This is a genomic window from Paraburkholderia sp. J69-1, from assembly GCF_905220255.1.
GTDB lineage: Bacteria > Pseudomonadota > Gammaproteobacteria > Burkholderiales > Burkholderiaceae > Paraburkholderia.
Genome location: NZ_CAJMZG010000011.1, coordinates 171351 through 192462, shown reverse-complemented (window position 1 = coordinate 192462; position 21112 = coordinate 171351). Strand labels below are relative to the sequence as shown.

The window sequence follows — 21112 nt, the reverse complement described above, 5'->3', positions numbered from 1 at the left end:
CACCGCCCGAAAGCGCACCTTACTGGGTAACCCCGGACCACTCGACCCGAATTTTTCGAGGGACACCATGCCTTTGCCTACTCCCCCCAGCAAGCTCGGCAACCTGCTGCCGCCCGAGGAATACAAGACGCGTGCGCGCACTACGCGCAGCACGCGTAAAGCGGCGAGCGAGAACGACGCCGCCGATGTCGATTTTGGCGCGGAGAGCGTCGCGGAGCCGATGACGCCCGCCGCCAACGCGTCAACCACCTTGCGCACGGTGCCGCTGCCTTCGGCCAGCGCCGAACTCGCTGCGCTCGAACCCGTCGCGCCCGCACCGGCGCGCAAACGCAAGCAACAGACCGCAGCGCTGCTGCAGCCCGTGCAGGCCCACGCCGAACCGCAAGCCGAAGCACCGGCAGCACCGGTCGCGCGCAGCGGCAGCAAACCCGCCTCCGCGAAAGCTGCCGGCGGCGCGGCCGCACCGGCTGCGCGCGGCGCATCGAAGAAACGCGTGCATCCGGAAGAAAGCGTCGAAGTGCAGAAGCTCTTCGTGCTCGACACCAACGTGCTGATGCACGATCCGACCTGCCTGTTCCGTTTCGAGGAACACGACGTCTATCTGCCGATGATGACGTTGGAAGAACTCGACAACCACAAGAAGGGCATGTCGGAAGTCGCGCGTAATGCGCGTCAGGTGAGCCGCACGCTCGATCAGCTGGTGGCGAACGCCGGCACGATCTCGGAAGGCATTTCGCTGGCGCGTCTGGGCAGCCGCGAGGCGCTCGGCCGCCTGTACTTCCAGACCACGCTCACGCATATCGATCCGGTCGACGGTCTGCCCGAAGGCAAGGCCGATAACCAGATCCTCGGCGTGGTGCGCGCGTTGCAGCGCGACCGGCCCGACCGCCTCGTCGTGCTGGTGTCGAAAGACATCAACATGCGTATCAAGGCGCATGCGCTCGGCCTGCCCGCGGAAGACTACTTCAACGACCAGGTTCTCGAAGACAAGGACCTGCTGTACTCGGGCATCCGTGCGCTGTCGCAGGACTTCTGGACCCGGCATGCCAAGGGCATGGAGTCCTGGCAGGACACCAAGACCGGCACCACGTATTACCGCGTTACCGGCCCGGAATGCCTGTCGATGCTCGTGAACGAGTTCGTCTATCTGGAGCCGCAGAACGGCGAACCCGCGTTCCACGCGATCGTGCGCGAACTCAACGGCAAGACGGCGTTGCTGCAAACGCTTCGCGACTACGGCCACCACAAGAACAACGTGTGGGGCATCACGGCGCGCAACCGCGAGCAGAATTTCGCGCTGAACCTGCTGATGAACCCGGACTGCGACTTCGTCACCCTGCTCGGCCAGGCCGGCACGGGCAAGACGCTGGTTGCGCTCGCCGCGGGTCTGGCGCAGGTGCTCGACGACAAGCGCTACAACGAGATCATCGTGACGCGTGCGACGGTGCCGGTTGGCGAGGACATCGGCTTCCTGCCGGGTACGGAAGAGGAAAAGATGCAGCCGTGGATGGGCGCCTTCGACGATAACCTCGAAGTGCTCCAGAAAACCGACGACGCCGCCGGCGAATGGGGCCGCGCCGCGACCCAGGAACTGATCCGCTCGCGTCTGAAGGTCAAGAGCATGAACTTCATGCGCGGCCGCACGTTCGTGGACAAGTATCTGATCATCGACGAGGCGCAGAACCTGACGCCGAAGCAGATGAAGACGTTGGTCACGCGCGCGGGTCCGGGCACGAAGATCGTCTGTCTGGGCAATATCGCGCAGATCGACACGCCCTACCTGACCGAAGGCAGCTCGGGTCTGACCTACGTGGTGGACCGCTTCAAGGGCTGGGCGCATAGCGGCCACGTCACGCTGGCGCGCGGCGAGCGTTCGCGTCTGGCCGATTACGCGTCGGACATTCTGTAAGCCGTATTTCCGCCGGTTCCGGCGCTTTTCGAAGCGCCGGATGAGCGCCAAAGGACCGTTTCCGGGCAACCGGATGCGGTCCTTTTTTCATGGGCGCAGGGCTCGCTCGTGTCCGCGAACGGCCACAGTTAGCAGCGTAAGTTCATGTAAGTTGTGAAGAATTCTTGCCGAAGCCATGTCTGACGGGCTACCATCGGCCCATTAACGGTTTTCCTCAATGGCGCGCGTCTCGCGTGCGTCATCTGCTTTTCATGCGGCGACTCTGGCTTGCGTTACTGATCGTGGTGTTTCTGGCGGCGTGTTCGAGCGCGCCGGAGCGGGTATCGCGCGGCGGTAGCTCGGGGTCCGGTTACGCCTGGCGCACCAAACCACCGGGCTTTCCCAATTTCGTCGATCACAGCGTCGGGCGCGAGGAAATCTCGATCCAGGCGATGGGTCTGGTCGGCATTCCCTATCGCTGGGGCGGCAATACGCCCGATAGCGGCTTCGATTGCAGCGGTCTCGTGAAATACGTGTTCGCGCGCGCGGCCGCGACGGACGTGCCGCGCACGACGCTCGACATGAGCCAGCGCGGCGAGGCGATCGAACCCGATGAAATCGCGGCCGGCGATCTCGTGTTCTTCAATACGACCGGGCGGCCGCACTCGCACGTGGGCATCTATGTCGGCAAGCTGCGCTTCGTCAATGCGCCATCGACCGGCGGGACGGTGCGGCTCGACTATCTGACGAACCCGTATTGGGCCAAACATTTCGATGGCATCCGGCGTCTGGCGCCTGCGAAACGCGCGCCCGCACCGTTCGATACGCCAACTTACGAAGCGGCCGCGCCGGTACAGCGTGCGCCTGCGGTGACGCCGGCAGTCACACCGGTCGTGGCAGCGGTTGCGGCGCCCTTGCCTGCCGCAAATGGCTACGCCGCGCCTGCCGCCGACCAAAATCGCCTGACCTCTGCGCCACAGACTGCCTACACCACCAGCGCACCCGCCACCGACGCCTTCGAGCCGCCGCCCCAAGCCCTGAACGCCGCCCAGACGCAGGCACGGCAGGCAGGCGCAATTGCCCCGACGACGTCCTCCTACAGCCAGCCCGACGCCATCGACGCCGCCGCCGATGCGTTCGAACCGCCGCCGCCCACCGTCAACACTGCGCAGCGCCAGGCCGCTCAGGCCGGCTCCACGCCGGTGCAACCGGTCCAGATCATGCGCGCCTCGACAGCGGGCAGCAGCGCACCCGCCCCCACGCAGTCCAGCGACGACCCGATCGCCCGCTTCGCCAACGGCTCGTTCTGAACGCCGCCGCGCGGTGCATCGCGGCCCGTCGCCCATATCCGCATGGCCAACGACGCGCCGCGGCGGTTTCCCCCGCCCGCCGTGTCTGCTATGGTTTTGCTACCGTTTTCACTTTTCAATCCCAGGCGCAGCGAGGCAGCGATGGATCTCGGACTCGGTAACAAGGTGGTTCTGGTAACGGGCGGCAGCAAAGGTATCGGCCTTGCCTGCGCCCGCGCATTCGCAAAGGAAGGCGCGCGCGTGGCGATCGTCTCGCGCGACCCGGCCAATCTGGCGCGCGCACGCGAGCAACTCGCGAGCGAAGGCCTGCACGTCCATCTGACCCGCGCGGACCTGCACGAGCCGCATAGCGCCGCCGATGTGGTCGAGGAAGTCTCCACCGCGGTCGGTGCGATCGACATCCTCATCAACAGTTCGGGCGCCGCGCGCCGCTATGACCCGGAAGCGCTCGACGCCGACGCCTTCAGGGCGACCATGGAGGCGAAATACTTCCCGTACATCTACCCGCAGCAGGAAGTACTGCGCCGCATGGTCGAGCGCGCGAAACAAACCGGCGCTGCCGGCGATGGCAAGGCGCCCGGCACGATCGTCAATATCATCGGCATGGGCGGGAAGTACGCGAGCGATATCCATATTGCGGGCGGCGCGGCCAATGCGGCGCTCATGCTGGCGACCGTGGGCCTTGCGCACTATCACGCGCGCTACGGCATCCGCATCAACGCGATCAATCCGGGCGCCACGCTCACCGAGCGTCTGCAGGAAGCACTTCAACTGGAAGCCGGGCGCGAAGGCCTGAGCGCTGAGGAAGCGCTCGCGCGCGGCGAGGCCAGAGTGCCGCTTGGCCGCTACGCCAAACCCGAGGAAATCGCCGACGTCGCGCTCTTTCTGGCAAGCGCGCGCGCCAGCTATGTCACCGGCGCAATCGTGCCAATGGACGGTTGCGCCACGCCGATCATCTGACGTCGCCCGGCGCGCGCAAAAGAAAACGGCGCCCGAAGGCGCCGTTCATGTCGTAGCTCGAAGCACGTAGCTGGAGCGGATTACATCAGGCGGTGACCGATCCACCAGCCCGCCGCAGCGAGCGTGGCCGAGGCCGGGATCGTCAGCACCCAGGCCCAGACGATATTGCCCGCCACGCCCCAACGCACGGCGCTGAGCTTTTGCGTCGCGCCCACGCCGACGATCGCGCCGGTAATCGTGTGCGTCGTCGACACGGGAATGCCCAGCCACGAAGCCGTGAAGAGCGTCAGCGCCCCGCCCGCTTCGGCGCAAAAACCGCCCACGGGCTTGAGCTTGGTGATCTTCTGGCCCATGGTGCGCACGATGCGCCAGCCGCCGAACAGCGTGCCGATACCCATCGACAGATAGCAGCCGCCGATCACCCAGATAGGCGGCGCATCCGAACCGACCGCCGAATAGCCCGTGGCGATCAGCAGCATCCAGATAATGCCGATGGTTTTCTGCGCATCGTTGCCGCCGTGGCCAAGGCTATAGAGACTGGCCGAAATCAGCTGAAGGCGACGGAAACGCCGGTCCACCTTGCTGGGTGGCGTGCGGAAATACAGCCACGACACCGTCAGCATGAAGAACGAGCCCAGGATGAAACCGAGCAGCGGCGAAATGAAGATGAACGCCACGGTCTTCATGAGGCCGTCGAAGTTCAGCGCGTGCCAGCCCGACTTCGCCAGCGCCGCGCCCACCAGACCGCCGATCAGCGCATGCGACGAGCTCGACGGAATGCCGTAGTACCACGTCAGCACGTTCCAGCCAATCGCGCCCACGAGCGCGCCGAACACGACGTAGTGATCGACGATATCGGGGTCGATGGTGCCCTTGCCCACCGTCTGCGCCACCTTGAGGTGGAACACGAAATACGCGATCACGTTGAACATTGCCGCGAACGCCACCGCCTGCTGCGGTTTGAGGACGCCCGTGGACACGACCGTGGCGATGGAGTTCGCCGCGTCGTGAAAGCCGTTCATGAAGTCGAAAATGAGGGCGATGGCCACCAGCGTGGCGACCACCCAGAGGGCGAGTTGTATCGATTGCATCGTAGTCCGCTCAGGCGTTCTCTAGCACGATGCCTTCGATGATGTTCGCGACATCCTCGCACTTGTCCGTGATCGCTTCGAGCAGTTCGTAGATTGCCTTCAGCTTGATCAGGTTCTTGACGTCGTTTTCCTCGCGGAAGAGCTTGGAAATCGCGCTGCGCAGCAGGCGGTCGGCGTCCGACTCCAGACGGTCGATGTCCTCGCAGGCCTTGAGGATATCGCGCGCCTGCTTCATGTCGGACAGCAGCGCGACTGCAGCCTGAACACGCTCGGCCGATGCCGTGACCACGTGCGCAAGCTGGCTCGCTTCAGCGGTGACGGCCTGCACGTCGTACAGCGAAATGGCGGTGGCGACGTCTTCCATGAGGTCGAGGCAGTCGTCCATCGTCGTGATGAGTTTGTGGATCTCGTCGCGATCGAGCGGCGTGATGAAGGTCTTGTGCAGCAGGTCAATCGCTTCGTGCGTGAGCTTGTCGGCGGCCTTTTCGGCGGCCTGCACATTCTGTTTGTGGACTTCCGCGTCCGACAGATTGTCGATCACGAGCTCGAGCTCACGGCTTGCGGAAACGATGCACTTCGCGTGCGCGTTGAAGATTTCGAAGAACTTGCCCTCGGTGGGCATGAATCGACCGAACATTGGAATCCCGTAATGGTCTCGAATTGCCGTCACAAAACGGCAAGATAGCCGTCATAAAACGGCAATATTGTATCGTCACGGACTGGAGGCCGCACTGATCCAGGGATACCCAAGCGGCATTTGCGCCACGATGGCGCGCACGCCCGGGTCCCCGCTTGACTCCACGTCAATTTCCGGCCTTATTCGCCGTAGAAGTTCTGCGCACCCGCAAAATTGTCGAACTTCGTGTATTGACCGTGGAACGTGAGGCGTACTGGCCCAATCGGGCCGTTACGCTGTTTGCCGATAATGATCTCGGCGGTGCCCTTGTCGGGGCTGTCGGGGTTATACACTTCGTCGCGGTAAATAAACAGAATGACGTCGGCATCCTGTTCGATAGCGCCCGATTCACGCAAATCGGACATCACCGGACGCTTGTTGGGGCGCTGTTCGAGGCCACGATTGAGCTGCGAGAGCGCAATCACCGGCACATCGAGTTCCTTGGCGAGACTCTTGAGCGAACGTGAAATTTCGGAAATTTCCGTCGCACGATTCTCGCCGCTGCCCGAACCGCTCATCAGCTGCAAATAGTCGATGATGATCAGGCCGAGCTTGCCGCACTGGCGCGACAGACGCCGCGCGCGCGAGCGCAGTTCCATCGGGTTCAGACCGCCGGTTTCATCGATAAAGATCTGCGCCTCGCTCATTTTCTGCACGGCGTGCGTGAGCTTGGGCCAATCTTCGTCGGTGAGGCGGCCGGTACGCATACGGTGCTGGTCCAGTCGGCCGACCGAACCGAGCATACGCATGATCAGCTGCGTCCCCGGCATTTCCATCGAGAACACCGCGACCGGCAGACCGTACTCCACCGCCACGTATTCACCGACGTTCATCGAAAACGCCGTCTTACCCATCGACGGACGCCCTGCCACGATGATCAGTTCGCCGCCGTGCATGCCCGACGTCATGCGATCGAGGTCGATGAAGCCCGTGGGCGTGCCCGTCACATCGCTCGGATTGGCCGTGTGATAGAGCGTGTCGATACGCTCGACCACCTGCGTGAGCAGCGGACCGATCTCGAGGAAGCCCTGGGTGCCGCGCGCGCCGTCTTCGGCGATCGAGAACACTTTCGACTCGGCCTCGTCGAGCAGCTGGCGTACTTCCTTGCCCTGCGGATTGAAGGCATCCGCGGAGATTTCGTCGGCCACCGACACGAGGCGGCGCAGCACCGCGCGGTCGCGCACGATTTCCGCATAGCGGCGGATGTTCGCCGCGCTCGGCGTGTTCTGCGCGAGCGCGTTCAGATATGCGAGCCCGCCAACCTCTTCCGCCTTGCCCGAGCTGCCGAGCGACTCGTACACCGTCACCACGTCAGCCGGGCGCGAGGACGCGATCAGGCGGCCAATGTGCTCGTAAATGATGCGGTGATCGTAGCGGTAGAAGTCGCTTTGCGAGAGGAAGTCGGCAATCCGGTCCCAGGCGCCGTTATCCAGCAGCAGGCCGCCGAGAACCGATTGCTCGGCTTCGATCGAATGCGGCGGGACTTTCAGCGACTCGAGTTGGGGATCTTTCGGAGCGTTCATGGAGGGCAATTATCGGGCAGCGGGCGAGCGCTCACAAGCTTCAAAAAGTGCAAAAGGCAATGCGCGCGATTGACGGGTGCCTGGCCTGCGATCCGGCAAGCGCGCAACAAAAAAGGCAGAAGCCCTGCGGCTCCTGCCTTTCTTGTTTTTATGCGTCGCTTATGTGCCGAGGCACAGCGCTGGCAACCCTTGCGGGCCGCCGGCAGCGAGCGTGCTTAGGCGTGCTCGCCTTGCACCGACACCGAAACGTCGACGAGGACGTCCGTGTGCAGTGCAACTTGAACCGGGTGCTCGCCAACCATCTTCAGCGGGCCTTCCGGCAGACGCACTTGCATCTTTTCGACAGCGAAGCCAGCCTTGACCAGCGCTGCTGCGATGTCTGCGTTCGTGACCGAACCGAACAGACGGCCGTCGACGCCAGCCTTCTGGCCGATCGTGACGGTCAGGCCGTTCAGCTTTTCGCCTTCGGCTTGAGCGGCTGCCAGCTTTTCAGCAGCAGCCTTTTCGAGTTCAGCGCGGCGAACTTCGAATTCGGCGATTGCGTCCTTCGTAGCACGGCGTGCCTTCTTGTTCGGGATCAGGAAGTTACGTGCGTAACCGTCCTTGACCTTCACGATGTCGCCGAGGTTACCCAGGTTGACGACTTTTTCCAGAAGAATGATCTGCATTCTATTGCTCCTTATCGCGTCGTCTTATTAGGCCTTGTGCTGGTCGGTGTACGGCATCAGCGCGAGGAAACGCGCGCGCTTGATAGCCGTGTCCAGCTGACGCTGATAGTGGGCCTTCGTACCCGTCAGACGTGCCGGCGTGATCTTGCCGTTTTCGCCGATGAAGTCCTTCAGCGTATCGATGTCCTTGTAGTCGATCTGATCGACATCAGCAGCCGTGAAGCGGCAGAACTTCTTACGCTTGAAGAGCGGGTTTTGTTGTTGACGACGCTTGTCGAATTTCTTACCAGTCGGGCGGGGCATGATTAGTCCTTTCCTGTGCCTTGCATTTCGGTGATGTGAAACACCAGGGTTCGTGCGTTGCGGTGCTTTTTGGCCAGAAAACCGGTGAAGAGCGCTTCCGCGCCCAACTCGCAGCTTTCGACCAGACCGCAGGCCTTGCCTGCCGCCACCGCGGGCATCGTCAGTTCGACGAAGCGGGGAATCCCGGCTTCGACGACTTCCGTGCGGTGCTGCAACGTGACGCTGGCAATCGGAACGCCGGCGGGTGTGTACCGCACCGGTTCGCGTTCGACGACGCTAGCCGTAAGTTGCAACCTGTTCACGCGATTGGCTTATTAGGCAGTTGCTCGAATCCTGATGGCTTTACTTAAGCCTGCGCTTCGGTCGGCTGGGCAGCCGCCTTCTTGGCTTCTTCGCGCTGCACTTCCTTCATCATCGGCGACGGGCCGGTTTCGGCCTTCTTCATCTTGACGATCAGGTGACGCAGGACAGCGTCGTTGAACTTGAATGCGTGTTCCAGCTCGTCGAGCGTGGTCTGGTCGCATTCGATGTTCATGCAGACGTAGTGAGCCTTCGCGAGTTTCTCGATCATGTAGGCCAGTTGGCGACGGCCCCAGTCTTCGATACGGTGGATCTGGCCACCGTGCGACGTGATCGTGCTCTTGTAACGCTCGATCATTGCGGGCACTTGCTCGCTTTGATCGGGATGCACGATAAATACGATTTCGTAATGACGCATATTCACTCCTTGTGGATTAAAGCCACCCGGGCGTCGGAACCGGTGCGGCAAGTGAGAAGCCGAAGAGTATAGCGCGAGCAGACGACTCCCGCAACTGGATTAGACGGCTTACGTGGTGATTCAAGCGTGAATTCAAGGACTTGCACGAGTTCGCGCAGGCTTTGCCAGAGCAAATTCGGGCATCTGGCGGTGGGTTCACGCTCGATTCACGCCCGATTCGTAGACAAATCAGAGGCTCAGGGGCGCGCTTCCACACCCGTCGAACCATCGGCCAGACGCGTATCGAGCGCCGCGCGCAGGCCGACCAGCGCATCCGGCCCCGCATCCGTCACCGCCCACCAGGTCATGCCGGCCGCCTGCCAGCGCAGCAGCGAATAGCCGTCGCTCGCGCGCGGCGGCGCGGCGTGCTGCGCGGGGCCGGCCGAACCGGGCGGAAAGACGTACAGATCGATCACATGCTTGCGGAAGCGATAAACCAGCACGGCCACGCGTTCGCGCCCCACATAATCGAGCCGCCCTCCTACGAGCGGAAAGCCCTGAGCCGTGAAATCCTCGACCGGCGGCGCGTAGTCGATGCGGCCGTTGAACCACGGCTTCACGGTATGGCGGTCGGTGGAAATCACATCGAGATCGCGCCCCGAAATCTGCGCGCGAATATGACTCGCGACGATTTCATCGACGAACGCACTATCGGCGGCCGGAGTGCGCAGATGCAAAGTCACGGCAACGCCCAGCGCACAGAGCAGCAGAATCGCGCTGCCGAACCACGCAAGGCCTGGCGCGCGAACGCCAGGCGCTCCGGCGGCAGCAGGCCACTTCGGCCACAGCCGCTCCCGCCAGCCGCGGTTTCTCGCGGGTTTGACACGATCCGCTGCACGCGGCGGCTGATTCACCACCTCGGCATCGAACGTTTCGACAGATGGCAACGCCGCCACGATGCGCGCGGCCAGGCCATCGGGCGCGCGGTGATACGGCGCTTCACGGGTGATCCGGGCAATCGCTTCGACCTGCGCCACGGCGCGGCGGCACGGCACGCAGCCAGCCAGATGTTCACGCACACGCCATTCGTCGGCGGCGGACAGTTCCCGGTCGACGCTGGCATCGACCAGCGGACGCGCTTCGTCACAGTTCATCGGGCGCCTCCGTGGTTCGCGGGGTCAAGGCATCGCCGCAGCGGCGATCCTGCGCGCGTGGTTCGTGCGCTCCGCCGTCGACGGCCGGCTCCTCGCGGAACCGGCCGTCTGGCCCCCGGCCGGATGGTCTCCAGGCTTTACTGCTACTTCCCCCGACTGCTGAACCGCTCACTGCCCGGCCGCCCTTTCGGTCGTTCCCGGGCGTCGCAGCGCCATGCCCCTGCACCGCCAGCATCGCCGCGAGGCGCTTGCGGGCACGGGCGAGACGCGACATCACCGTCCCGATCGGCACGTCGATGACCGTGGCGATCTCGCGATATTCCAGTTCCTCCAGCTCGCGCAGCACCAGCACCTCGCGATACTCGACCGGCAGCCGTTGCAGCGCCTCATGCACATGCCGCGACGACTCCGCGCGCATCGCCAGCGTTTCCGGGTCGATGCTGCCCGTGTCCCAGCCGTCCGGCGGCAGGTCGTCGCGCAACTCGTCGAACGGCGCGACCTCTTCCGCGCCCGCGCGCCGCCGCCACTCGTCGTACCAGACGCGCCGCACGATCGCCAGCAGCCAGGGCCGCGCCTCGTCGCCGCGAAAGGCGTCGAAGAAACGGAACGCCCGCAAAAACGCTTCCTGCACGATGTCTTCGGCGTCGCCGGGATTGCGCGAGAGCCAGCGCGCGAGGTTGTAGGCGGCGTCCAGATGCGGCAACGCCAATGCCTGGAAGCGACGGCTGCGTGCCGCCACTTCCATCGCCTCCTGCGCCTGTCTTTCGTGCTGACCGTTCGCGGTTTCGCCCACGTCGTCCCCTCGTGCCGCACGCCTGCTGCCCACTGTCTCGCGCCCGTGCCGTCGCTTTATTCCGACGCCTGCATTACCGCGCTAGCGGCCAGTTTATTCCCGCTCGATGCGCACGAAAACCAAAAATAAATCGGGAATGTTTGCTCACGAAAAGCGGTACGACAGGCAGGCCGGAAAGCAAGGCAAGACTCCAGCCGACGTCCCCAAACATCGGATCAATGTGCAGATTTTCCTGACGAGGAGACCACCATGTCCCACTCCACCGCCTCGCTCAAGCGACGCGATTTTCTCAAGCTGGCCGCGCTCGGCGGCGGCGCCGTGTTCGCCTCGGCGTTGCCCGGCTGGGCAGCGGGTCAATCCGCCGGTCATGCCGATTTCTTCTTCGTGCAACTCTCCGACGCCCACTGGGGTTTCGAAGGCCCGGCCGTCAATCCCGATGCGAAAGGCACGCTGCCCAAGGCCATCGCCGCCGTCAACGCCCTGCCGGTCACGCCCGATTTCGTCGTGTTCACCGGCGACCTCACGCACACGACCGACGACCCCGCCGTGCGCCGCGCACGCATGCGCGAGTTCCAGCAGATCGTCGGCGGCCTGCGCGTGAAGCCGCTCTATCTGATGCCCGGCGAGCACGATGCGAGTCTCGATAACGGCGCGGCGTTTCGCGAACTGTTCGGCGCGACGCACTACACCTTCGATCATCGCGGCGTGCATTTCATCACGCTCGATAACGTCTCCGATCCGGGTGGCCGTATCGGCGATGCGCAACTCGCCTGGCTCGCCGACGACCTGAGCCGCCAGCCCGACGACGCGCGCATCGTCGTCTTCACGCACCGGCCGCTATTCGATCTCGCGCCGCAATGGGACTGGGCCACGCGCGACGGCGCGGCAGCGATTGCGCTCTTGCAGAAGCACGCGAACGTGACCGTGTTCTACGGCCATATTCATCAGGAGAACCACACGATGACGGGCTCGATTGCGCATCACGCCGCGCGCTCGCTGATGTTCGCGCTGCCCGCGCCGATGTCGCAGCCGCAAAAAACGCCTGTGCCCTGGGATGCGGCCGCGCCGTACAAGGGACTGGGCTGGCGCGATATCGCCGTGGATGGCGCACCGCAGGCATTCGCGCTCACCGAAATGCCGATCCGCAACGTGGGTTGAGACGCCAGGAGACCGAGATGTTGAAACTTCACTTTCTACGCGCGAGCCAGCCGCGCCTTGCGCGCCGCCGCTGGCTGGCGCTTGCGGCGGCGGGCGTTGCGGCGTTGAGCCGTCTGGACGCCCAGGCTGCGCCGCGCGTGATCAAGGTTCACGCGCGGCGCTTCGTGTTCACGCCCGATCACATCACGCTCGCGCCGCACGAGAGCGTGGTGTTCGAAGTCACGTCGCAGGACACGACGATGGGCTTCTCGATTCCGCAATTCGGCGTGCGCGCCGATGTGCCGCCGGGCGCGGTGGTACGCGTCGCCGCGACGGCGGGCGATGCGGGCAACGTGCCGTTTCTCTGCGATATCTTTTGCGGATCGGGCCACGAATCGATGAACGGCGTGATTATCGTGGGGTGAATCCTGTCGGGAAGAATCGGTCGTAAAGAACCGCTCAGACCACCCCGCTCCAGTAACCCGGCCGGGCGTAAACGTCCTTCAGATAATCGATGAAGTAACGCACCTTGGCCGGCACATAGCGCTGCTGCGGATACACGGCAAGAATGTCGTAATCGGGCAGCGCGTATTCGTCGAGTACGGTTTCGAGCTCGCCGCGCGCGAGTTGCGCGTCGATTTCCCACGTGGACCGCCAGCCCAGCCCCAACCCTTCCGTCACCCAGCGATGCAGCAACTCGCCGTCGTTACAGTCGAGATTGCCGCCCACGCGCACGGTCGCGAGCTTGCCGTTGCGGCGGAAATACCAGCCGCGGTTCTGCCCGCCCTGCAGATTGAACGCCAGGCAATTGTGGGCAGGCAGATCTTCGAGCGTCTTCGGCCGGCCGTGCTTGCGGAAATACTCGGGCGTGCCGCACACCACGCGCCGGTTCGTCGCCAGCTTTACGGCGACGAAGTTCGGATCGACCGAACCGCCGATGCGGATCGACAGGTCATAGCCCTCGCGCACCAGATCGACCACGCGGTCGGTCAGATTGAAGGACACCTGGAGTTCGGGTTTATCGGCGAGAAAATCGGGCGCGAGCGGCGCGACGTGCTTGCGCCCAAACGCCGCTGGCGCCGATACGATCAAGTGACCGTTCACCACGCGCCGCCCCACCGAAAGTTCGTTCTCCGCCTGCTCCCATTCCGCCAGCAGGCCGCGGCAGCGCTCCAGAAACGCCGCGCCGTCTTCGCTCACCACCAGACGCCGCGTCGAGCGATACATCAGCTTCACGCCCAGACGCTTTTCCAGCGCGTCGATACGCCGCCCGAGGATCACGGGCGACACGCCTTCCTCCAGCGCCGCCGCCGCGAGGCTGCCCGCCTCGGCCACGCGCACGAAGGTTTCGATCTGCTTGAAGCGATCCATTGCTTTGTCTCCTTCTGTCTCCGGCATTGGCCGCAAACGCCCGCCACACCGTCATTCCATACTTTTTGTTTCGAAATAAGCGACTGGGACTGATCTTATCAAACCTTTCGTGCATCCCTAAAGTGAACCTCAAGCGCTGTATTCACTGCGCGCTATTTTCAGCGCGTCATTCAAGGCTTTTGCGACATTCAGGAGACAACCATGGCCAAAATGAGAGCCGTCGACGCCGCCGTGCTGGTGCTCGAGAAAGAAGGCATCGATACCGCCTTCGGCGTGCCGGGCGCCGCGATCAACCCGTTCTACTCGGCGCTCAAGAAGGCCGGCAGCATCACCCACGTGCTGGCGCGCCACGTCGAAGGCGCCTCGCACATGGCCGAAGGCTATACGCGTGCGCAGCCGGGCAACATCGGCGTGTGTATCGGCACGTCGGGCCCCGCGGGCACCGACATGATCACGGGCCTCTATTCGGCTCAGGCCGACTCGATTCCTATCCTCGCGATCACGGGTCAGGCGCCGCGCGCACGTCTCTACAAGGAAGACTTCCAGGCCGTCGATATCGAATCGATCGCCAAGCCGGTCACCAAGTGGGCCGTCACGGTGCGCGAACCGGCGCTCGTGCCGCGCGTGTTCCAGCAGGCTTTCCACCTGATGCGCTCGGGCCGCCCGGGCCCGGTGCTGGTCGATATGCCGATCGACGTGCAGCTCGCCGAAATCGAATTCGATATCGACACGTATGAGCCGCTGCCGGTCTACAAGCCGCGCGCGACGCGCAAGCAGATCGAAGCCGCGCTCGAACTCCTGAACGCCAGCGACAAGCCGCTGATCGTCTCGGGTGGCGGCGTGCTCAACGCAGCCGCTGAAGACCTGCTCGTGCAGTTCGCCGAAACCGTGGGCGTGCCGGTGATCCCGACGCTGATGTCGTGGGGCGCCATCGCCGACGACCATCCGCTGATGGCCGGCATGGTCGGTCTGCAGACCTCGCATCGCTACGGCAACGCCACGATGCTGGCTTCGGACTTCGTGCTCGGCATCGGCAACCGTTGGGCCAACCGTCACACGGGCAGCGTCGAGGTCTACACGAAGGGCCGCAAGTTCGTGCACGTCGATATCGAACCGACGCAGATCGGCCGCGTGTTCGGCCCGGATCTGGGCATCGTCTCGGACGCGAAGGCCGCGCTCGAACTGTTCGTCGAAGTGGCGCAGGAATGGAAGGCCGCGGGCAAGCTCAAGGACCGCAGCGAGTGGGTGGCGGACTGCCAGCAGCGCAAGGCCACGATGCATCGCAAGACGCACTTCGACAACGCGCCGATCAAGCCGCAACGCGTCTACGAAGAGATGAACAAGGCGTTTGGCCGCGACACCTGCTACGTCAGCACGATTGGTCTGTCGCAGATCGCCGGTGCGCAGTTCCTGCACGTCTACAAGGCGCGCAACTGGATCAACTGCGGCCAGGCCGGCCCGCTCGGCTGGACGATTCCGGCAGCGCTGGGCGTGCGTGCCGCCGATCCGTCGCGCCCCATCGTGGCGCTCTCGGGCGACTACGACTTCCAGTTCATGATCGAAGAACTGGCGGTGGGCGCGCAGTTCAAGCTGCCCTACGTGCATGTGCTGGTGAACAACTCGTATCTGGGCCTGATTCGCCAGGCGCAGCGCCAGTTCGACATGGACTTCTGCGTGCAGCTCGCGTTCGAGAACATCAACGCGCCGGAATTGAACGGCTATGGCGTCGATCACAAGACCGTGGTCGAAGGTCTGGGCTGCAAGGCGCTGCGCGTGTTCAAGCCGGAAGAGATCGCTCCGGCGCTCAAGCAGGCGCAGTCGATGGCCGCCGAGTTCAGCGTGCCGGTCGTGGTCGAAGTGATCCTCGAGCGTGTGACCAACATCTCGATGGGCACGGAAATCGACGCGATCAACGAGTTCGAAGAACTCGCCGACAAGCCCGAGCACGCCCCGACGGCGATCTCGCTTCAGTCCTGAAGACCACTGTAGCCGAACGACGTAACCGCAAGATCCGCTTTTCGCCTCAGCCCTGATGCGCGAAAAGCGGATTCCCTCCCTCACTGACGCCCCGCGAGACCTCAAATGCCGAAATTCGCAGCGAATCTCACCATGCTGTTCAACGAAGTGCCGTTCCTCGACCGCTTTGCCGCGGCTGCCGAGGCGGGCTTCGAAGCCGTCGAATTCCTGTTCCCCTATCCGTTCAAGGCCGCCGAACTGGCCGAGCGCCTGGAGGCGAACAAGCTCAAGCTCGTGCTGCACAACCTGCCCGCCGGCAACTGGGAAGGCGGCGAGCGCGGCATTGCGTGCCTGCCGGATCGCCGTGGCGAATTCCAGGAAGGCGTGGGCCGCGCGATCGAATACGCGAAGGCGCTCAAGGTGCCGCAACTCAACTGCCTGGTCGGGATTCCGACGGCGGGCATCGACCGCGACACGGCGCTCAACTCGATCGTCGATAACCTGCGCTATGCGGCCGGCGAACTCAAGCGCGAAGGCATCCGCCTGCTGGTCGAACCGTGCAACAGCTACGACATCCCGGGCTTTGCGCTGAATCGTTCGGCCGAAGGGCTGGACGTGATCGACAAGGTCGGCTCGGACAATCTGTTCCTGCAGTACGACATCTATCACATGCAGCGCATGGAAGGCGAACTGGCCGCGACCATCAAGAAGCAGTTCGCGAAGATCGCGCACATCCAGCTCGCCGATAACCCGGGCCGCAACGAGCCGGGCACGGGCGAGATCAACTATCCCTTCCTGTTCGATCTGCTCGACTCGCTCGGCTACGCGGGTTACGTGGGCTGCGAATACAAGCCGAAGACCCAGACCGTCGACGGACTGGGCTGGCTGCGCGGCGCGCAGCAGCGCGCGGCCGAACTGGCCTGAAACCAGCCAGCCTCAAGCACTGTAAATCGACACATCGAACCGAATTCGACTCAACGGAGACACACAAGATGGCAAAGATTGGATTTATCGGCCTCGGCATCATGGGCGCGCACATGGCGCGCAACCTTCAGAAGGGCGGCCACTCGCTCGTCGTGAACGGCAAGTTTCCGGTGCCGGACGATCTGCGCGCGAGCACCGCTGTGGTCGCCGATTCGACCGCGGTGGCGCAGGAATCGGAAATCATCATCCTGATGGTGCCGGACACGCCCGACGTGCAGAACGTGCTGTTCGCCGATGACGGCGTCGCCAAGGGTCTGTCGGCCGGCAAGCTGGTGATCGACATGAGCTCGATCTCGCCGCTGGAAACGCAGCAGTTCGCGAAGCAGATCAACGCGCTCGGCTGCGACTACCTCGACGCGCCGGTCTCGGGCGGCGAAGTCGGCGCACGCGACGCGACGCTCTCGATCATGGTCGGCGGCCCGCAGAAGTCCTTCGATCTGGCCAAGCCGCTGTTCGAGATCATGGGCAAGAACATTTCGCTGGTCGGCGATAACGGTGCGGGTCAGACCACCAAGGTCGCGAACCAGATCATCGTTGCGCTGAATATCGAAGCCGTCGCCGAAGCGCTGCTGTTCGCGGCTCGCTCGGGCGCCGATCCGGAGCGCGTGCGCAAGGCGCTGATGGGCGGTTTCGCGTCGTCGCGCATTCTCGAAGTGCACGGCGAGCGCATGACGAAGCGCACCTTCAACCCGGGTTTCCGCATCGAACTGCACCAGAAGGATCTGAACCTGGCGCTCGACGGCGCACGCAAGCTCGGCATCGCCCTGCCCCACACGGCCAGCGCGCAGCAACTGTTCAGCGTGTGTGCAGCGAACGGCGGCAAGGCATGGGATCACTCGGCGATGATTCGCGCGCTGGAAATCATGGCGAATTTCGAAATCGCCGAAGCGCCGGCATCGCAGGCGAAGGCAGCTTAAGTACGTCAAGCAGTAGTCGTCGATTAGAGAACGAAGCGATGCGCGCGTGGGCCCGTGCGCATCGCCTCCCGCAACGTTGTTCATGCAGGCGGCCCGCAACACAGACACGCAAACAGACACGCACACAGACACGCATTCAGGCTGGCGCGGCATCAGGCACGCGACGGCCGCAGGTGGGGCGCTTCGTGGCGGCGGCAACCGCTGCGGGGCAAATCGGGGCCGCTCTGGGCTGAGAGCGGCCAGTGGGGTCCGAAAGCGGCACCCGGCGACGACGGGGAAGCCTTGGTCGGTCAGACGTCGTCATCGGGTGTCCGCGTACGGATCGCGATATCCCTCATCCAGATAAAAATCGCTGGAAAACAAAAGGGCCTTGCGGAGGTTGCTCCGCAAGGCCCTTGGTGTTTGCTGCGCGTGATGCTTAATACGTATCGAACACGCGTTGCAGATCGGCCTTTGCGCTCGTGCCCGCGGCCAGCGCGAGCATCAGCAGCACGCGCGCCTTGAACGGGCTGAGCGTGCCCGCCGAGACGAAGCCGAGCGCATCGTCCTTCGCCGCGCCGTTATGCATCACGTGACCCGAGCCCACGCGCGACGCGCGCACCACGGCAATGCCCTTCGCCACCGCATCGGCCAATGCCTGTTGCAGCGTAGCGTGAATCGAGCCGTTGCCCGTGCCCGCGACCACGATGCCGCGCACGCCCGCGCTCACCAGCGCATCGACGGCAATGCGCGACACACCCGCATAGCTCGTGACGATCTCCACGTGCGGCCAGACGGTATCCGCCTGGAACGGCGTATCGGCCGTATGCGCACGCAGCGCGCGCCGCTGGAATTCGACGCGGCCATCCTGCACCCAACCCAGCGCGCCGATCTCGGGCGACTGGAACGCATCGACGGCATAGGTGCTCGTTTTCACGACATCGCGCGCGCAGTGGATGCGGTTGTTGAACGCCACCAGCACGCCCTGCCCGCCTGCCTGGCCGCTCGCGGCCAGCGTCACGGCATTGAGCAGATTGAGCGGGCCATCGGCGGACAACGCCGAAGCCGGACGCATCGCCGCCGTCAAAATCACCGGCTTCGCGCTTTTCACCGTGAGATGCAGCACGTAGGCGGTTTCTTCGAGCGTATCCGTGCCGTGCGTGATAACCACGCCGTCGATATCGTCGCTCGCGAGCAGTGCGTTCACGCGCTGCGCAAGCGTGCTCCAGAGCGCGAACGACATATCCTTGCTGTCGACGCTGGCGACCTGTTCGGCGTGGATCTGCGCGACTGCATCGAGGCCGGGCACGGCCGCCAGCAGTTGCGCGACGCCGATCACACCGGCCTGATAGCCGGCGGTATTGGCCGCATCGGGCGCGGAGCCCGCGATCGTGCCGCCGGTCGCGAGCACGGCGATACGCGGCAACGCCGCGCTTTGGGTGGTGTTCGATGTATTCATGGCCGCGATTTTAAGCGATCCGCCGCACGCCGCGATCTGGCGGAAAACCCCGCCGGCCCACGACTGCGCGAACGCACGTGCAGAAATGGCGGCAACCGCACAAACGAAAGCGGCGGCACGCAACCGTGCCGCCGCTTAAAAAACCGCTACGACGCGCTCAAACCACTTCGCGCAACTGGCTGGCGATCTGCTGCTCGGTCAGTTGCGGCGCGAACATCTCGATCAGGCGATACGCGTACTGGCGCAGGAACGCACCCTTGCGCAGACCCACGCGCGTCGTGCTCGCCTCGAACAGGTGCTGCGTATCCAGCGCCACGAGTTCGCTGTCGCGTTTCGGGTCGTAGGCCATCGCCGCCACCACGCCGATACCCATGCCCAGTTCGACGTAAGTCTTGATGACGTCCGCGTCGATGGCGGTCAGCACGACATCGGGCACCACGCCCACTTTCGCGAACGCCTGGTCGATGTGCGAGCGGCCCGTGAAGTCCTGGTCATAGGTGATGATCGGATATTCGGCGATCTCTTCGAGCGTGAGGTTTTCGCGGCCCACGAGCGGATGCGTCTTCGGCACGACGACCGTGTGATGCCACGAGTAGCACGGGAACGTCACGATATCGGGGAAACGGTCGAGCGCTTCGGTCGAGATGCCGATATCGGCCTCGCCGTTGATGATCATCTGCGCGATCTGCTGCGGATTGCCCTGACGCAGCGCCAGATGCACCTTCGGGAACACCTCGCGGAACTGGTGCACGACCTTGGGCAATGCGTAGCGCGCCTGCGTGTGGGTGGTCGCGACCACCAGATGGCCGCTGTCCTGATCGGCGAACTGGCGCGCGACGCGGCGCAGGTTTTCGGCGTCGAGCAGCATGCGCTCGATCAGCTGATGCACGGCCTTGCCCGGCTCCGTGAGGCCCGTGAGACGCTTGCCGCGGCGGATGAAGATATCGACGCCCAGCTCGTCTTCGAGATCCTTGATCTGCTTCGAGACGCCCGACTGCGACGTGTACAGCACGTTCGCCACTTCGGTCAGGTTCATGTTCTGCCGCACGGCTTCGCGCACGAAACGCAACTGCTGAAAATTCATGTTCTTCTCTCCGGAACTGCCGACCTGATTTTTATAAGCTCGTTATTGTGTGTTGACGCGTGTGTTGATGCGTGTGTTGACGCGCGGTTCAAGCGCCCGGCTCACTGCGCCGGAAACACGCGCAGCCCGCGCGGCACCGCCGTCACGCCGTCGCCCACGGCCAGATTCAGCGAGCGCCATGCCTCGCGGTCGAGTTGCGCTTCGAGCGCGCCGCCCGAGCGGCTTTCCAGTTCCACACGCACCGAACCGCCCAGCGTCACCACACGGCGCACATCGACGACGATGCCATCGCGATGATCCGCGGCGTCGCGATGCAGCACGATATCGTGCGGACGCACATAAGCGAGCGCCGGGCCTTCGAACGCGGCCTCGACCGCGATCGGCTGCGCCGCGCCATCGGCGACGAAACCGCCCGCCGCCACCTTGCCGCGCAGACGGTTCGCCGCGCCGAGGAACTCGTAGACGAACGACGTCTGGGGATGATCGTACACGTCCTGCGGGCTGCCGACCTGCTCCACATGACCGTGATTCATCACGACGATGCGATCGGCCACTTCGAGCGCCTCTTCCTGATCGTGCGTGACGAAGATCGTCGAGATATGCAGATCGTCGTGCAGACGGCGCAGCCAGCTACGCAACTCCTTGCGCACCTTGGCGTCGAGCGCGCCGAACGGCTCGTCGAGCAGCAGCACCTTCGGCTCCACGGCCAGCGCGCGGGCCAGCGCGATACGCTGACGCTGGCCGCCCGACAGCTCGGACGGATAACGCTGCGCAAGCCAGTCGAGTTGCACGAGCTTGAGCAGTTCATGCACTTTTTCGCGGATCTGCGCTTCGGACGGACGCTCGCCGCGCGGCTTCACGCGCAGGCCGAACGCCACGTTTTCGAACACCGTCATGTGACGGAACAGCGCGTAATGCTGGAACACAAAGCCCACCTGACGCTCGCGCGCACCAGCCGCGCCCACGTCCTGGCCTTGCAGCACGACCTGGCCTGCATCGGCATATTCGAGACCCGCGATCACGCGCAGCAGCGTGGTCTTGCCGCAACCGGAGGGCCCCAGCAGCGCGACGAGTTCGCCCGGCGGAAAGTCGAGCGAGACGTTGTCGAGTGCCGTGAAATCGCCAAAGCGCTTCTGCAAATTGCTGACGGTGATGCCCATGA

Annotated in this window: 21 protein-coding genes; 8 read left to right on the top strand and 13 right to left on the bottom strand. The window is 64.0% G+C overall.

The features are described from left to right. Positions 1-67 precede the first annotated feature (67 nt). From U5A67_RS21735 to U5A67_RS21725, 3 genes are all read left to right on the top strand, one after another. Positions 68-1909: a PhoH family protein gene (locus U5A67_RS21735; RefSeq protein WP_205983939.1), complete on the top strand. Its 1842-nt coding sequence runs from the start codon at positions 68-70 to the stop codon at positions 1907-1909. Positions 1910-2160: 251 nt separating this feature from the next. Then, positions 2161-3198: a C40 family peptidase gene (locus U5A67_RS21730; RefSeq protein WP_321815860.1), complete on the top strand. Its 1038-nt coding sequence runs from the start codon at positions 2161-2163 to the stop codon at positions 3196-3198. Positions 3199-3339: 141 nt separating this feature from the next. Continuing rightward, positions 3340-4158, top strand: coding sequence for an SDR family oxidoreductase (locus U5A67_RS21725; RefSeq protein ID WP_205983938.1), 819 nt, complete (start codon positions 3340-3342; stop codon positions 4156-4158). An 80-nt stretch (positions 4159-4238) separates the two neighbouring features. Here U5A67_RS21725 and U5A67_RS21720 read toward each other — a convergent pair whose 3' ends face one another. From U5A67_RS21720 to U5A67_RS21680, 9 genes are all read right to left on the bottom strand, one after another. Further along, positions 4239-5249 (bottom strand): inorganic phosphate transporter, encoded by a 1011-nt coding sequence (locus U5A67_RS21720; protein WP_205983937.1) that lies wholly within the window; start codon positions 5247-5249, stop codon positions 4239-4241. Between the two features lie 10 nt (positions 5250-5259). Continuing rightward, the gene (locus U5A67_RS21715) at positions 5260-5886 is read right to left on the bottom strand and encodes a DUF47 domain-containing protein (RefSeq protein WP_205983936.1); all 627 of its coding nucleotides are present in this window, start codon (positions 5884-5886) and stop codon (positions 5260-5262) included. Positions 5887-6065: 179 nt separating this feature from the next. Continuing rightward, complete coding sequence (locus tag U5A67_RS21710) at positions 6066-7448, bottom strand: replicative DNA helicase (RefSeq protein WP_205983935.1); 1383 nt, start codon at positions 7446-7448, stop codon at positions 6066-6068. Positions 7449-7663: 215 nt separating this feature from the next. Next, positions 7664-8116: a 50S ribosomal protein L9 gene (gene rplI, locus U5A67_RS21705; protein ID WP_205983934.1), complete on the bottom strand. Its 453-nt coding sequence runs from the start codon at positions 8114-8116 to the stop codon at positions 7664-7666. A 27-nt stretch (positions 8117-8143) separates the two neighbouring features. Further along, positions 8144-8419, bottom strand: coding sequence for a 30S ribosomal protein S18 (gene rpsR / locus U5A67_RS21700; protein ID WP_205983933.1), 276 nt, complete (start codon positions 8417-8419; stop codon positions 8144-8146). 2 nt (positions 8420-8421) lie between these two features. Then, positions 8422-8721 carry a primosomal replication protein N gene (gene priB / locus U5A67_RS21695; protein ID WP_027818338.1) on the bottom strand — a complete coding sequence of 100 codons (300 nt, stop codon included), beginning with the start codon at positions 8719-8721 and terminating at the stop codon, positions 8422-8424. Between the two features lie 44 nt (positions 8722-8765). Beyond that, positions 8766-9137 carry a 30S ribosomal protein S6 gene (rpsF, locus tag U5A67_RS21690; protein WP_027818337.1) on the bottom strand — a complete coding sequence of 124 codons (372 nt, stop codon included), beginning with the start codon at positions 9135-9137 and terminating at the stop codon, positions 8766-8768. Between the two features lie 236 nt (positions 9138-9373). After that, positions 9374-10270: a zf-HC2 domain-containing protein gene (locus tag U5A67_RS21685; RefSeq protein WP_321815816.1), complete on the bottom strand. Its 897-nt coding sequence runs from the start codon at positions 10268-10270 to the stop codon at positions 9374-9376. After that, on the bottom strand, positions 10260-11063 hold the full coding sequence (locus tag U5A67_RS21680; RefSeq protein ID WP_321815815.1) for an RNA polymerase sigma factor: 804 nt from the start codon (positions 11061-11063) through the stop codon (positions 10260-10262). The genes U5A67_RS21685 and U5A67_RS21680 overlap by 11 nt, the downstream gene beginning before the upstream one ends. Positions 11064-11312: 249 nt before the next feature. On the opposite strand from U5A67_RS21680, the gene U5A67_RS21675 reads away from it, so the two are divergent. Continuing rightward, positions 11313-12221 carry a metallophosphoesterase gene (locus U5A67_RS21675; protein ID WP_321815814.1) on the top strand — a complete coding sequence of 303 codons (909 nt, stop codon included), beginning with the start codon at positions 11313-11315 and terminating at the stop codon, positions 12219-12221. Positions 12222-12238: 17 nt separating this feature from the next. Then, positions 12239-12625, top strand: coding sequence for a cupredoxin domain-containing protein (locus U5A67_RS21670; RefSeq protein WP_321815813.1), 387 nt, complete (start codon positions 12239-12241; stop codon positions 12623-12625). A gap of 34 nt (positions 12626-12659) precedes the next feature. Here U5A67_RS21670 and U5A67_RS21665 read toward each other — a convergent pair whose 3' ends face one another. Continuing rightward, positions 12660-13571, bottom strand: a complete 912-nt coding sequence (locus U5A67_RS21665; protein WP_321815812.1) for a substrate binding domain-containing protein — start codon at positions 13569-13571, stop codon at positions 12660-12662. A gap of 201 nt (positions 13572-13772) precedes the next feature. Here U5A67_RS21665 and gcl point away from each other — a divergent pair, with 201 nt between their 5' ends. From gcl to U5A67_RS21650, 3 genes are all read left to right on the top strand, one after another. After that, a complete protein-coding gene (gene gcl / locus U5A67_RS21660; protein ID WP_321815811.1) occupies positions 13773-15548 on the top strand; it encodes a glyoxylate carboligase in 1776 nt (591 codons plus the stop codon). 105 nt (positions 15549-15653) lie between these two features. Beyond that, positions 15654-16451, top strand: a complete 798-nt coding sequence (hyi, locus tag U5A67_RS21655; RefSeq protein ID WP_205983924.1) for a hydroxypyruvate isomerase — start codon at positions 15654-15656, stop codon at positions 16449-16451. Then, entirely contained in the window at positions 16367-17428 is a 1062-nt protein-coding gene (locus tag U5A67_RS21650; protein WP_321815859.1) for a 2-hydroxy-3-oxopropionate reductase, read from the top strand. The genes hyi and U5A67_RS21650 overlap by 85 nt, the downstream gene beginning before the upstream one ends. A 418-nt stretch (positions 17429-17846) precedes the next feature. On the opposite strand, the gene U5A67_RS21645 is transcribed toward U5A67_RS21650, so the two are convergent. From U5A67_RS21645 to U5A67_RS21635, 3 genes are all read right to left on the bottom strand, one after another. After that, complete coding sequence (locus U5A67_RS21645; protein ID WP_321815810.1) at positions 17847-18866, bottom strand: asparaginase; 1020 nt, start codon at positions 18864-18866, stop codon at positions 17847-17849. 157 nt (positions 18867-19023) lie between these two features. After that, complete coding sequence (locus U5A67_RS21640) at positions 19024-19950, bottom strand: CysB family HTH-type transcriptional regulator (protein ID WP_205983920.1); 927 nt, start codon at positions 19948-19950, stop codon at positions 19024-19026. A 101-nt stretch (positions 19951-20051) separates the two neighbouring features. After that, the gene (locus tag U5A67_RS21635) at positions 20052-21110 is read right to left on the bottom strand and encodes a sulfate/molybdate ABC transporter ATP-binding protein (protein WP_205983919.1); all 1059 of its coding nucleotides are present in this window, start codon (positions 21108-21110) and stop codon (positions 20052-20054) included. Between the last annotated feature and the right edge of the window lie 2 nt (positions 21111-21112).

Excerpts from the sequence above, each read along its gene's own strand:
- U5A67_RS21735 (WP_205983939.1), top strand. The coding sequence starts at position 68 with ATGCCTTTGCCTACTCCCCCCAGCAAGCTCGGCAACCTGCTGCCGCCC.
- U5A67_RS21730 (WP_321815860.1), top strand. The coding sequence starts at position 2,161 with ATGCGGCGACTCTGGCTTGCGTTACTGATCGTGGTGTTTCTGGCGGCG.
- U5A67_RS21725 (WP_205983938.1), top strand. The coding sequence starts at position 3,340 with ATGGATCTCGGACTCGGTAACAAGGTGGTTCTGGTAACGGGCGGCAGC.
- U5A67_RS21720 (WP_205983937.1), bottom strand. The coding sequence starts at position 5,249 with ATGCAATCGATACAACTCGCCCTCTGGGTGGTCGCCACGCTGGTGGCC.
- U5A67_RS21715 (WP_205983936.1), bottom strand. The coding sequence starts at position 5,886 with ATGTTCGGTCGATTCATGCCCACCGAGGGCAAGTTCTTCGAAATCTTC.
- U5A67_RS21710 (WP_205983935.1), bottom strand. The coding sequence starts at position 7,448 with ATGAACGCTCCGAAAGATCCCCAACTCGAGTCGCTGAAAGTCCCGCCG.
- rplI (WP_205983934.1), bottom strand. The coding sequence starts at position 8,116 with ATGCAGATCATTCTTCTGGAAAAAGTCGTCAACCTGGGTAACCTCGGC.
- rpsR (WP_205983933.1), bottom strand. The coding sequence starts at position 8,419 with ATGCCCCGCCCGACTGGTAAGAAATTCGACAAGCGTCGTCAACAACAA.
- rpsF (WP_027818337.1), bottom strand. The coding sequence starts at position 9,137 with ATGCGTCATTACGAAATCGTATTTATCGTGCATCCCGATCAAAGCGAG.
- U5A67_RS21685 (WP_321815816.1), bottom strand. The coding sequence starts at position 10,270 with ATGAACTGTGACGAAGCGCGTCCGCTGGTCGATGCCAGCGTCGACCGG.
- U5A67_RS21675 (WP_321815814.1), top strand. The coding sequence starts at position 11,313 with ATGTCCCACTCCACCGCCTCGCTCAAGCGACGCGATTTTCTCAAGCTG.
- U5A67_RS21670 (WP_321815813.1), top strand. The coding sequence starts at position 12,239 with ATGTTGAAACTTCACTTTCTACGCGCGAGCCAGCCGCGCCTTGCGCGC.
- U5A67_RS21665 (WP_321815812.1), bottom strand. The coding sequence starts at position 13,571 with ATGGATCGCTTCAAGCAGATCGAAACCTTCGTGCGCGTGGCCGAGGCG.
- gcl (WP_321815811.1), top strand. The coding sequence starts at position 13,773 with ATGGCCAAAATGAGAGCCGTCGACGCCGCCGTGCTGGTGCTCGAGAAA.
- hyi (WP_205983924.1), top strand. The coding sequence starts at position 15,654 with ATGCCGAAATTCGCAGCGAATCTCACCATGCTGTTCAACGAAGTGCCG.
- U5A67_RS21645 (WP_321815810.1), bottom strand. The coding sequence starts at position 18,866 with ATGAATACATCGAACACCACCCAAAGCGCGGCGTTGCCGCGTATCGCC.
- U5A67_RS21640 (WP_205983920.1), bottom strand. The coding sequence starts at position 19,950 with ATGAATTTTCAGCAGTTGCGTTTCGTGCGCGAAGCCGTGCGGCAGAAC.
- U5A67_RS21635 (WP_205983919.1), bottom strand. The coding sequence starts at position 21,110 with ATGGGCATCACCGTCAGCAATTTGCAGAAGCGCTTTGGCGATTTCACG.